Genomic DNA, 12879 nt, shown 5'->3' with positions numbered 1-12879 from the left:
TTTTTACACCCTCTATTTTAACGATTTAATAATTTTAAAAGCCTAAAATATCAATTTTGCAATAAAATATGATTTTGTTTAATTTTGATGAATAAAATTCATTAAAATGGAATAATTATAAATAATATTTCCCATATTTTAAGCTTTTGCTAAAAATTTTTAATTCTCGTGAAGATTTATTAAGTTTGTTCCAATTAAAAATAAACTAACATAAACATAACGTATTAATAAGTATGGATTCTGATATTCAAAAGAATGTTTACAACGATTACATCAAAGAGATTGAAGAACGTAAGACACAAGGTCTTCATCCAAAGCCTATTGATGGTGCAGAATTACTAAGTGAAATTATTGCACAAATAAAGGATTCAAACAGCCCAAATCGCGAAGATTCGCTTAAATTTTTTATCTATAATACATTACCGGGAACTACTCCGGCAGCTGGTGTTAAAGCTAAATTCTTAAAAGAGATCATCCTTAACGAATCAGTTGTAAGTGAAATTACACCTGCTTTTGCTTTTGAGTTATTGTCACACATGAAAGGTGGTCCTTCTATCGAAGTATTACTGGATTTAGCTTTAGGCAATGATGCAGCTATAGCAAAAGAAGCGGCAAATGTACTTAAAACACAAGTGTTCCTTTATGAGGCCGACACTAATCGTTTAAAAGAAGCTTACGAAGCGGGTAATGAAATCGCTAAAGAAATTTTAGAAAGTTACGCTAAAGCAGAATTTTTCACAAAACTACCTGAAGTACCGGAAGAAATTAAAGTGGTAACCTATGTTGCCGGTGAAGGAGATATCTCAACAGATTTACTTTCTCCGGGTAACCAGGCGCACTCGCGTTCTGACCGTGAACTACACGGGAAATGTATGATTACACCTGAAGCTCAAGAGGAGATCAAAGCTTTACAGGCGCAACATCCGGATAAATCGGTGATGTTAATTGCTGAAAAGGGAACAATGGGAGTTGGTTCTTCTCGTATGTCGGGTGTTAACAATGTAGCACTTTGGACAGGAAAACAAGCAAGTCCTTATGTTCCGTTCGTAAATATCGCTCCGATTGTGGGAGGTACAAACGGGATTTCTCCGATTTTCTTAACTACAGTAGATGTAACCGGTGGTATTGGTCTTGACCTTAAAAACTGGGTGAAAAAAGTAGATGAAAACGGAAATGTGGTTCGTAATGAAAACGACGAGCCGATTTTAGAAGAAATGTACTCTGTTGCTACAGGAACAGTTCTTACGATCAATACTAAAAAGAAAAAATTATACAACGGCGATCAAGAGTTGATTGATATCGCTAAGGCACTTACTCCGCAAAAAATGGAATTCATCAAAGCGGGAGGATCTTATGCTATTGTATTCGGTAAAAAATTACAAACATTTGCTGCAAAAACTTTAGGCGTTGAAGCTCCGGTTGTGTATGCCCCTTCAAAAGAAATCTCTAATGAAGGACAAGGTCTTACAGCGGTTGAAAAAATCTTCAACAGAAATGCTGTCGGAACGACTCCGGGAAAAGTGTTACACGCCGGATCAGATGTTCGTGTAGAAGTGAATATTGTAGGGTCTCAAGATACTACAGGTTTAATGACTGCTCAAGAGTTAGAATCTATGGCAGCTACAACTATTTCTCCTATTGTAGACGGAGCTTACCAATCTGGTTGTCACACAGCTTCCGTTTGGGATAGAAAAGCACAAACCAATATTCCGAAATTGATGAAATTCATGAACGATTTCGGTTTAATTACAGCTCGTGACCCTAAAGGGGTATACCATTCAATGACTGACGTTATTCACAAAGTGTTGAATGATATTACTATTGACGAATGGGCGATTATCATCGGTGGTGACTCTCATACCCGTATGTCAAAAGGTGTTGCTTTCGGTGCCGATTCAGGAACTGTTGCACTTGCTTTAGCGACGGGTGAAGCTTCAATGCCGATTCCGGAATCTGTAAAAGTGACTTTCAAAGGGGATATGAAATCGTATATGGATTTCCGTGATGTAGTTCACGCTACTCAAGCGCAAATGCTACACCAATTCGGAGGTGAAAATGTATTCCAGGGAAGAGTAATTGAAGTTCACATCGGAACACTGACTGCTGACCAAGCGTTTACATTTACTGATTGGACTGCTGAAATGAAAGCGAAAGCCTCTATCTGTATTTCTGAAGATGCTACTTTGATCGAATCATTAGAAATTGCTAAAGGTAGAATCCAGATCATGATCGATAAAGGTATGGATAATGCTAAGCAAGTATTAAAAGGGTTAATTGAAAAAGCAGATAAAAGAATTGCTGAAATTAAAACAGGAACTAAACCTGCTTTAACTCCGGATGCAAATGCTAAATATTATGCTGAAGTAGTAGTTGATTTAGATCAAATTGCCGAACCAATGATTGCAGATCCGGATGTAAACAATGCAGATGTTTCAAAACGATATACTCACGATACTATCAGACCTTTATCGTATTACGGAGGAGAGAAAAAAGTAGATTTAGGATTTGTCGGTTCTTGTATGGTTCACAAAGGAGACATGAAGATTTTAGCTCAAATGCTTAAAAATATTGAAGCGCAACAAGGGAAAGTTGAATTCAAGGCGCCTCTTGTTGTTGCACCGCCAACCTATAACATCGTTGATGAATTAAAAGCTGAAGGAGATTGGGAAGTATTGCAAAAATATTCAGGCTTTGAATTTGATGACAACGCACCAAAATCGACAGCACGTACTGAATACGAAAATATGTTGTATTTAGAGCGCCCGGGTTGTAACCTTTGTATGGGTAACCAGGAAAAAGCAGCTAAAGGAGATACGGTAATGGCGACGTCTACACGTTTATTCCAAGGGAGAGTTGTAGAAGATTCTACTGAGAAAAAAGGAGAATCATTACTGTCTTCCACACCGGTTGTGGTATTATCGACAATCCTTGGTAGAACACCTACAATTGAGGAATACACAACGGCTGTGAGCGGTATTAATTTAACTAAATTCGCACCTTCGCACAGACAATTAGTTATGTAATTATTGATAAGTTAAGCCTGAGTTAAAACTCAGGCTTTTTTATTATAAATATTCATTTTTTTTGTAAATTGTATATCCTAAAAAAAACTAACAAAATATATTAAAATTATGGCTTTTGATATTGAAATGATTGAAAAAGTGTACGCTGGTATGGCTGAGCGTGTTGATAAAGCACGCGAATTGGTCGGGCGTCCGCTAACATTATCTGAAAAGATTTTATATTCTCACTTGTGGGAAGGTATGCCTAATCAGGCTTATACAAGAGGAAAAGATTATGTTGACTTTGCTCCGGATAGAGTAGCTTGTCAAGATGCAACTGCACAAATGGCTTTATTGCAATTCATGCATGCCGGAAAAAATAAAGTAGCCGTTCCTACTACAGTTCACTGTGACCACTTAATTCAGGCAAAAGTTGGAGCAGCAACGGATTTAAAAGTAGCTAGAACACAATCCAGTGAAGTTTTTGATTTCTTATCTTCAGTTTCTAATAAATACGGAATCGGTTTCTGGAAACCGGGTTCAGGTATCATCCACCAGATTGTATTGGAGAACTATGCATTTCCGGGAGGTATGATGATCGGTACCGATTCACATACAGTTAATGCCGGAGGTTTAGGTATGCTGGCTATTGGTGTAGGTGGAGCTGATGCGGTTGACGTAATGTCAGGAATGTCTTGGGAATTGAAATTTCCTAAATTGATCGGTGTAAAGTTAACAGGTAAATTAAACGGTTGGACAGCACCTAAAGACGTAATCTTAAAAGTCGCCGATATCTTAACAGTAAAAGGAGGAACGGGAGCGATCGTAGAATATTTCGGAGAAGGTGCACAATCGATGTCATGTACCGGTAAAGGTACTATCTGTAACATGGGAGCCGAGATCGGAGCGACTACTTCAACTTTCGGTTACGATGATTCAATGAGAAGATATTTAGCGGCTACAGGTCGTCAAGATGTAGTAGATGCTGCTGATAAGGTAGCTTCTTATTTAACGGCTGATGCGGAAGTATATGCTAATCCAGAACAATATTTTGACCAGTTGATCGAAATTAATTTGTCAGAATTGGAACCGCATATCAACGGACCTTTTACTCCGGACAGAGGTACACCGGTTTCTAAAATGAAAGAAGAAGCTGAGAAAAACGGATGGCCATTGAAAGTAGAATGGGGATTGATCGGTTCTTGTACAAACTCTTCTTATGAGGATATGACAAGAGCAGTGTCAATCGTAGAACAAGCGGTTGAGCACCATATTACACCGAAAGCGGAATTTGGTATCAACCCGGGATCAGAACAAATTCGTTTTACTATTGAAAGAGATGGTATTATTGAAACTTTTGAAAAATTAGGAACCAAAGTATTTACCAATGCTTGCGGACCTTGTATCGGGCAATGGGATAGAGAAGGAGCTGATAAAGAAGAGAAAAATACCATTGTTCACTCATTCAACCGTAACTTCTCGAAAAGAGCTGACGGTAACCCGAATACTCATGCCTTTGTGACCTCTCCGGAAATGGTTGCTGCTTTAGCAATTTCTGGACGTTTGGACTTTAACCCGATCACAGATACTTTGTTGAATGATAATGGAGAAGAAATCAAATTAAATCCTCCGAAAGGAATTGAGTTGCCAACAAAAGGTTTTGAGGTGGATGATCCGGGATTCCAAGCTCCGGCAGCCGATGGATCTTCAGTACAAGTTGTTGTTTCTCCTACATCTGATCGTTTGCAGTTATTAGAGCCTTTCCCGGCTTGGGATGGTAAAAACATCACAGGAGCTAAATTGTTGATCAAAGCTTTCGGTAAATGTACAACCGACCACATCTCTATGGCAGGTCCATGGTTACGTTACAGAGGACACTTAGATAATATTTCAAACAATATGTTGATTGGTGCAGTAAATGCATTTAATCAGGAAACGAATAAAGTTAAAAACGAGCTAACCGGAGCTTATGATGCAGTTCCGGCGGTAGCGAGAGCTTACAAAGCGGCCGGAGTTCCTACAATCGTTGTGGGAGATCATAATTATGGGGAAGGATCTTCACGTGAGCACGCTGCGATGGAACCTCGTCATTTAGGTGTTAAAGCGGTATTAGTAAAATCTTTTGCTCGTATCCATGAAACGAACCTGAAAAAACAAGGAATGTTAGCTTTAACATTTGCAAATGAAGCCGATTATGATAAAGTACAGGAAGATGATACAATCAACTTCTTAGACTTAACAGATTTTGCACCAGGTAAACCATTAACTTTAGAATTTGTGCATGCAGATGGTTCTAAAGATGTGATTTCGGCTAATCATTCTTATAATGAAGGTCAGATCGAATGGTTTAAAGCAGGTTCTGCCTTAAATTTAATTGCCGCAGGTAAATAATTTTTATTACCGTCGAATATTTAAAAACTCCTTCTTATTGAAGGAGTTTTTTTATTCCGGATTTTCATTGTTAGCAATTGTACTTTTTAAGTTTTGATTTGGGCAATTCATACTTTTCAGATAAAAAGAAGAATAAGGAAAAATTACATTTGGATTATAAAATAAATGTGTTTGAAATTTAAATAAAATTGCTATGAAAAGAATTATTTTGAAAAGTATGACTTTATTTTTTCTGGGGTTAACGTTAGTCTCTTGTGACAACAATGATGATGTATACTATTATTATATTGAAAACCCTGATGTGGCTCACGGTATTTTGGTAAATGCAAGTCCGAATAGCGGTGATCTCTATTTTCATGCTGATGAGAATCAGATCAATTCAGGGGCGATAAATTACGGAACGGCAGTGGGGTATTTTAATTTTTCTTTAGGAGAACGATTATTTTCATTGTTAAATACGTCCGGCGATACCTTAGCTTCAACAGAATTTGTAGTAGAGGATCATCAGGTCTTTGGTCTCTTTGCAGTTAATACATTTAATCAGATCGAGTTATTTGTCGATGTAGAAGAGAATGTTAATCCCAACTCGTCGCATGCGGCAGTTCGTTTTATTAATTTATCTCCGGATAGCCAGCCAATCACAGTTTCTGTAAGTTCGGGTAATGTAGTAACTGAACTGGGTTTTAAAGAAGTTTCGGGTTTTATAGAATTTGAAGACGGAGAATACGATTTTACATTTTCAGATACTGCAACAGGGATCACACTGTTTTCCGATACATCGATGAATTTATACGGAAACCGTATCTATACAGTTTATGCAAAAGGTTTTGTATCGCCTCCTTCCGGGAGCAACGATACTTTTTCAACGGAGTATTATTGGCACTATTAATCTCCGGTATTATTATTTTTTTTGTTTTTCACTAAAAAATCCGGCCTTTAAGCCGGATTTTTAATCATAACCAATGTTCTATAAAGATATTAATAGTAAGTATATCTTCTAACTTTAGAGACATATTTGGCCAAACGAATTACCTGATGGCTGTATCCGTATTCGTTATCGTACCAAACATACATCACTACATTCTTACCGTCAGGGGCAACAATTGTAGCATTACTGTCAAAAATTGAAGGAGCCGAAGTCCCTACGATATCTGACGATACCAATTCGTTATTGAGTGAAAATTTAATTTGCTCAACCAGACTTCCTTCCAGAGCATATTTTCTCATAATATTATTCAGATCTTCTTTAGTAGTAGCCTTTTCTACTTCTAAATTTAACACAACCAGCGAACCGTTCGGAACAGGTACTCTGATAGCATTAGAAGTCAATTTACCGGTTAAGCTAGGCAATGCCTTTGCAACAGCACTTCCGGCACCGGTCTCGGTAATTACCATATTTAAAGCAGCAGCTCTACCGCGACGGTATTTTTTGTGCATATTGTCAACCAAGTTCTGGTCGTTCGTATAAGCATGGATAGTTTCTAAGTGACCTCTCACAACACCTAAAGTATCTTCTAAAGCAGCTAAAACCGGAGTAATAGCGTTAGTGGTACAAGAAGCTGCGGAATAAATTTTAACCTCGTCCGGATTGTATTCCAAATGGTTTACACCATAAACAATGTTAGGAACTCCTTTGCCGGGAGCAGTTAGTAAAACTTTGTCCACACCTTTTGATGTTAAATGGCGTTTCAAAGCTTCTTCTGTTGTAAAAGCACCGGTGTTATCAATTACTAAAGCATCGTCTATACCATATTGTGTATAATCAATGTCTTCCGGAGTATTAGCCGTAATAATATGAACGGTTGTGCCATTGATTGTTAAAGCATTGTTTTCAACATCGGCATGAACAGAACCTTCAAAATCACCGTGAACGGAATCATGACGTAATAAAGAAGCCCTTTTCTCTAATAAAACAGCATCGGTTTTATCTCGGGTAACAATAGCCCTTAAACGCAATTGTTGACCTTTGCCGATTTTACTCATCATTTCACGAGCCAGTAAACGTCCGATACGCCCGAAACCATAAAGAACCACATCTTTTGGTTTGATCTCAGAGTAATCTTTAGCGTCTTTTAATTTATCAATGACAAAAGCTTTGGCATCGTTGTATTTATCATCTTCTAAATGATATTCATAAGTCAATTTACCAATGTCAATTTTTGAAGGCGGTAAGTCAAGGCTTTCAATTGCACGGGCAATTTCCACAGAGTCAAAAACATTGATCGGTTTTTGAACAAATTCACCTGCATATTCATGCAAGTTAATAATATCGCTTACGTTACGGTCAATTAATTGGTTTCTGAAGAGTACCAATTCAATTGATTTGTCATACCATAAATCGCTTATTATTCTGATAAATTCTACACAAGCTTTTCTTCTGTCTGCCTGAAAAGCCAGCTCTTTTTCGTATAAAGCGTTATTGTTCATGTAAGTTAAGAATATGTGTTGTTTTTTTAATTCGGGGCAAAAATACTTATTTCAAACGTTTTCGTAAAATATTTTTGCATAAAAAAACCACGCCTTAGCGTGGTTGAAAATCAAATTAAAATCAATTAAAAGATAATTCGAACAATCTTTCCGTTTTTTGTGAGTATTTCATATCGGGAACGTTGTTTGTCTTTCCCACTTAAAAGTTTGGTGACGGTTTCAACATCTTTAGCTTTTACGTTATCCACACTCAGAATAATGCTTCCTTCTAATTCATTTGCATAATCAATGAGATCTTCATTGGTGATCTTTTTAATCTTAACACCATAATTGATACCGTATTCTTTTTTGTCGTTTGAACTGATATCTTCAAACTCAATTCCTTTAGCTTCGTAAGTGATTAATTCTTTTTTAGTCAGTGTAACAGGAATTGTTTTCTCTTTTTCGTCTCTGATGATGGTAACATTAACAACATCATTAGGTCGTTTGGTATTAATGTAGGAAGAAAGATCAGAAAAACCGTTGATTTTTTTAGTATCTAGTTTTACAATTACATCACCTTCTTTTAAACCTGCTTTCTCAGCACCGGATTTTTTAGTTATTTCGTTGATATAGAAACCTTGCGTTTCATTAATGCCAAAATGTTCGGCAACGGCACTGTTTAATTCAGATCCCTGAACTCCTAAAACACCTCTTTGTACATTACCGAACTGCATTAAATCTTCAATGATTTTACGGGTAATATTTGAAGGGACTGCAAACGAGTATCCGGCATAACTTCCGGTAGGAGAAGATATCATGGTGTTGATCCCGATTAGTTCTCCGTTAGTATTAACTAAAGCACCTCCGCTGTTTCCGGGATTAACGGCAGCATCGGTCTGAATAAATGACTGTAAACCCTCGTTGCTCAGATCTCTTGCTTTAGCAGAAACGATTCCTGCTGTAACGGTAGAGGTTAGGTTGTAGGGATTACCGACAGCTAAAACCCATTCGCCTACTTTAATAGCATCAGAATCACCAAACACCATATAAGGTAATTTTTCATCGGCATCAATTTTCAAAAGGGCAATATCCATTTTAGAATCAGTGCCTACCAGTTTAGCTTTGTATGTCTTATTATTGTTAAGAGTAACCTCCAGATCCGTTGCATCCTGAACCACGTGATTATTAGTTGCTATATACCCGTCTTCAGAAATAACTACTCCGGAACCGGTTCCTATTTGCTCTTGTTGTTGGACACTTCCTTTGGAACCGTAGAAAAATTCCATAATGGGATTGTAAACTTTTCGAACACTTACGTTCTTAACGTGTACAACACTGTGTACGGCCATATCGGCAGCTGTCGTAAAATCTACATTTTCAGCTCCGAGACTAACATTTTTGGAATAATTCGGGCTAACAGTAGTTAATGAAGAATTTGATTTCGGCTCTAAAAATAATTTATAAGCACCAAGAGTAATAATTCCACTTAAAAGGGAAACAATAAAAAGACTTCCTATTTTTTTCATAACTTTCATTGTTTTAATTTCATAGTAAAGTTAAAGACAAAAATTTAACATAAAATCAGTTTAACGCTCGGTTAACAATGTTTAACATCTTATTAATATTCCTTACTTTTGCTATTCTATTTTGCAATTGATGAAACTTACATTTTATAAATACCAAGGAACGGGAAATGATTTTGTAATGGTAGATAACCGACAAGATATATTCCCCAAAAATGATACCAAACTGGTAGCGCAGTTATGTGACAGGAGGTTTGGAATAGGTGCAGACGGATTGATCTTGTTAGAGAACCATTCGGAATACAACTTCAAGATGGTTTATTATAATTCTGACGGAAATGAGAGTACCATGTGCGGTAATGGCGGTCGTTGTTTGGTGGCATTTGCAAAACAATTAGGAATTGTATCGGATAAAGCGGAATTTGAGGCAATTGACGGTTATCATTTTGCTTCTGTAAGTGCAGATGATATTGTGTCTCTCCAAATGATTGATGTAGATACAGTGAAAATAACGGATGAATATACTTTTTTGAATACGGGTTCTCCTCACCATATAGAGTTTGTCAGTAATGTTAGAGATGTCGATGTAAAAAAAGAAGGGGCTGAGATTCGCTATTCAGATAGATACGGGAAAGCCGGAAGTAATATCAATTTTGTTTCACCTTTAGCGAATGGAAAATTTGCTGTACGGACTTATGAAAGAGGAGTAGAAGATGAAACCTTGTCTTGTGGTACCGGGGTAACAGCAGTTGCCATTGCGCTGTATTCTAATAAAAAAACAGTTGCAAACATAGTGAAACTACAAGTTGAAGGCGGGGATCTGTCAGTAAGTTTTAAAGAAGAGAACGGCAAATTCCATGATGTCTTTTTAATAGGTCCGGCTAAGTTTGTTTTTAAAGGAGAAATTGAGATCTGATCTATGACTTTAAGAGGACAAAATATTTATTTACGAGCTTTAGAGCCTGAAGATTTGGAGTTTATTTACACCATAGAGAATGACGAATCTGTCTGGGAAGTAAGTCATACACAAACACCCTATAGCCGTTTTTTAATCCGACAGTATTTAGAAAATGCCCATCAGGATATATATGAAGCGAAACAGTTGCGCTTAGCCATTTGTAAAAGCAAGACTGCTGAAGCAATAGGTTTAATAGACTTATTTGATTTTGATCCGCAAAACTCAAGAGCCGGGATCGGAATTTTAATTCATCAGGTTCAGGACAGACACAAAGGAGTGGGAGCTGAAGCATTACAGCTTTTGATGGATTATGCATTCACTCATTTGCAATTGCACCAGTTGTACGCAAATATAGCAGAAGATAATCAACCTAGTTTACAACTTTTTACTAAATTTGGTTTCCGAAAAATCGGAGTTAAAAAGCAGTGGAACAAGATAGGAAGTCAGTTTAAGGATGAAGTTTTGTTCCAAATTATTAATGATAAATGATAAAGCCCTTGAATTTAAAGAAATTAGTTCTGATAATTGCGGTAGCCGGATTGTTTGTAGCTTTTGCAGTAGCCGGTTATGTTTATTTTAAAGCCTTTACACCCAATACTACTTTTAATCAAAAGGAAGTTTTTGTTTACATTCCTTCGGGTTCAACTTATGAGCAGGCAAAAGAAGAATTAGCTCCGTTTTTGAAAAATATGGACAAATTTGATTTTGTAGCCAAACAAAGGAAGTATGACAGAAATGTAAAGGCAGGAAAGTTTCTGATAAAGCAAAATATGAACAGCTTTGATATGATCCGGGCTTTGCGACAAAATATTCCGGTAAAAGTAGCTTTTAACAATCAGGAAACTTTGGAGAAACTGGTACAGCGACTGGCAACGCAGTTAGAACCTGATAGTCTGGCTTTAGTACAAGCTTTTACTGCACCCGAATTTTTGCAGGAAAACGGCTTTACAGAAGAGGATATTTTAGCCATGTTCATTCCAAATTCGTATGAGTTTTATTGGAACACACCGGCTAATAAATTAGCCGATAAATTTGTTAAAGAATACAAACGTTTTTGGAATCCGAGACGTATTCAGAAGGCAATGGATAAAAATCTGTCTCCGGTTGAAGTATCTGTTTTAGCATCTATTGTACATAAAGAAACAGCAAAAGTAGATGAAAGACCTCGTGTAGCAGGGGTTTACCTGAATCGTTTGCGTACCGGAATGCCTTTACAGGCCGATCCTACAATTATTTATGCCATGAAAAAAAAATCAGGTGATTTTGATCAGGTTATAAAAAGAGTGCTGCATGCTGATTTAACTATTGAATCTCCTTATAATACCTATAAATATGCCGGGTTACCGCCCGGACCAATAGCCATGCCGGATATTTCTGCAATTGATGCTGTACTGAATGCAGAAGATCATAATTACATTTATTTTTGTGCAAGTCCGGATAAACCGGGATATCATGCCTTTGCGACCAATTTTGAACAACATCAGGTCAATGCAAGAAAATATGCGCAATGGGTAAATAAATTAGGAATAAACCGATAATCATTTGAAGCAAGGCATAGATTTATATCATTTATCGGCAACGGAAACGATTAAAGCGAGAAAAGGCATTATTCCTGTAAAGCTTTTGGTGTTTTCCTTTCTGTTTTTTGTGGGGACTTTTAGTTATTCGCAATCCAAATTAAATATATTTCTAACGCCTTCAGACTCTTTAAATAAGGTTCGTAAAAAAACCGTTTATGTAATTGAAGCTTCAGCAGCAGGTTTAGCTTTAGTAGGACTAAACCAATTATGGTATGCCGATTATCCGCAGTCTAAGTTCCATTTTTTTAATGATAATAATGAGTGGATGCAGTTAGATAAAATAGGGCATTTCTATTCAACATATCATGTCGGACGATTCGGAGCGGAGCTCTTAGCCTGGAGTGGAGCTTCTAAAAAAGAGCAATTATGTTACGGTGCTACTTTGGGATTTGGATTTCTGACGGCTGTAGAAGTATTCGACGGATTTTCTCAAGAGTGGGGATTTTCATGGGGCGATATGCTTGCCAATACTTCGGGAACAGGCTTGTATATAACGCAGGAGTTATTGTGGAAAGAGCAAAGGATAATTCCGAAATTTTCTTTTCATAAGACTTCCTATGCTGCAATCCGTCCTGAAACTTTAGGAAGTTCATTAAATGAGCAGCTTTTAAAAGATTATAATGGACAGACGTATTGGCTTTCGTTTAATCTTTATTCTTTTATAAAAAATAAACACGTACCAAAATGGTTAAATCTGGCAGTCGGATACGGCGCTGAAGGGATGCTATACGGAAATAACAAAGAAGCAATAGCGGATGGTTTTTCTCAAAATCCTAACCGACAGTTGTATCTGAGTCTTGATGTTGACCTGACAAAAATTGAAACTAAATCACATTTTTTAAAGACTGTTTTTTCACTTTTTAATACAGTTAAAATCCCGGCACCGACACTTGAACTGGGTGATTTCAACGGGGTTAAGGGACACTTGGTCTACTTTTAGAAAAGTTTAACACCTTGTATATCAATATTATAATTTTTTTCGTATCTTTGCCCTCGCAAATTTCAGATGGGTGACA

General features: G+C 37.0%; 9 protein-coding genes. 7 read left to right on the top strand and 2 right to left on the bottom strand.

Annotated elements, in window-relative coordinates:
• The first annotated feature begins 233 nt into the window (after positions 1–233).
• From DI487_RS02880 to DI487_RS02870, 3 genes are all read left to right on the top strand, one after another.
• Positions 234–3023 (top strand): bifunctional aconitate hydratase 2/2-methylisocitrate dehydratase, encoded by a 2790-nt coding sequence (locus tag DI487_RS02880; RefSeq protein ID WP_109568320.1) that lies wholly within the window; start codon positions 234–236, stop codon positions 3021–3023.
• A gap of 108 nt (positions 3024–3131) precedes the next feature.
• On the top strand, positions 3132–5393 hold the full coding sequence (locus DI487_RS02875; protein WP_109568319.1) for an aconitate hydratase: 2262 nt from the start codon (positions 3132–3134) through the stop codon (positions 5391–5393).
• 193 nt (positions 5394–5586) lie between these two features.
• Complete coding sequence (locus DI487_RS02870) at positions 5587–6282, top strand: DUF4397 domain-containing protein (protein ID WP_109568318.1); 696 nt, start codon at positions 5587–5589, stop codon at positions 6280–6282.
• 89 nt (positions 6283–6371) lie between these two features.
• Here DI487_RS02870 and DI487_RS02865 read toward each other — a convergent pair whose 3' ends face one another.
• Positions 6372–7820, bottom strand: a complete 1449-nt coding sequence (locus tag DI487_RS02865) for a glyceraldehyde-3-phosphate dehydrogenase (RefSeq protein ID WP_109568317.1) — start codon at positions 7818–7820, stop codon at positions 6372–6374.
• 125 nt (positions 7821–7945) lie between these two features.
• Positions 7946–9328, bottom strand: coding sequence for a Do family serine endopeptidase (locus tag DI487_RS02860; RefSeq protein WP_109570586.1), 1383 nt, complete (start codon positions 9326–9328; stop codon positions 7946–7948).
• Between the two features lie 130 nt (positions 9329–9458).
• On the opposite strand from DI487_RS02860, the gene dapF reads away from it, so the two are divergent.
• The 4 genes from dapF to DI487_RS02840 all read left to right on the top strand — a co-directional run bounded on the left by dapF (position 9459) and on the right by DI487_RS02840 (position 12803).
• On the top strand, positions 9459–10241 hold the full coding sequence (dapF, locus tag DI487_RS02855; protein WP_109568316.1) for a diaminopimelate epimerase: 783 nt from the start codon (positions 9459–9461) through the stop codon (positions 10239–10241).
• 3 nt (positions 10242–10244) lie between these two features.
• Entirely contained in the window at positions 10245–10772 is a 528-nt protein-coding gene (locus tag DI487_RS02850) for a GNAT family N-acetyltransferase (protein WP_109568315.1), read from the top strand.
• Between the two features lie 8 nt (positions 10773–10780).
• On the top strand, positions 10781–11821 hold the full coding sequence (gene mltG, locus DI487_RS02845) for an endolytic transglycosylase MltG (RefSeq protein WP_109570585.1): 1041 nt from the start codon (positions 10781–10783) through the stop codon (positions 11819–11821).
• A gap of 109 nt (positions 11822–11930) precedes the next feature.
• Positions 11931–12803: a DUF2279 domain-containing protein gene (locus tag DI487_RS02840; RefSeq protein WP_245896561.1), complete on the top strand. Its 873-nt coding sequence runs from the start codon at positions 11931–11933 to the stop codon at positions 12801–12803.
• The last annotated feature ends 76 nt before the right edge of the window (positions 12804–12879 follow it).

It is taken from the genome of Flavobacterium sediminis, from assembly GCF_003148385.1.
GTDB lineage: Bacteria > Bacteroidota > Bacteroidia > Flavobacteriales > Flavobacteriaceae > Flavobacterium > Flavobacterium sediminis.
Note: the sequence above shows the minus strand (reverse complement) of the source record. Positions and strands in the feature narration are given on the sequence as shown.

Bases quoted from the DNA above. Each gene is read 5' to 3' on its own strand.
- DI487_RS02880 (WP_109568320.1), top strand. From the start codon at position 234: ATGGATTCTGATATTCAAAAGAATGTTTACAACGATTACATCAAAGAG.
- DI487_RS02860 (WP_109570586.1), bottom strand. From the start codon at position 9,328: ATGAAAAAAATAGGAAGTCTTTTTATTGTTTCCCTTTTAAGTGGAATT.
- DI487_RS02870 (WP_109568318.1), top strand. From the start codon at position 5,587: ATGAAAAGAATTATTTTGAAAAGTATGACTTTATTTTTTCTGGGGTTA.
- DI487_RS02865 (WP_109568317.1), bottom strand. From the start codon at position 7,820: ATGAACAATAACGCTTTATACGAAAAAGAGCTGGCTTTTCAGGCAGAC.
- dapF (WP_109568316.1), top strand. From the start codon at position 9,459: ATGAAACTTACATTTTATAAATACCAAGGAACGGGAAATGATTTTGTA.
- DI487_RS02875 (WP_109568319.1), top strand. From the start codon at position 3,132: ATGGCTTTTGATATTGAAATGATTGAAAAAGTGTACGCTGGTATGGCT.
- DI487_RS02850 (WP_109568315.1), top strand. From the start codon at position 10,245: ATGACTTTAAGAGGACAAAATATTTATTTACGAGCTTTAGAGCCTGAA.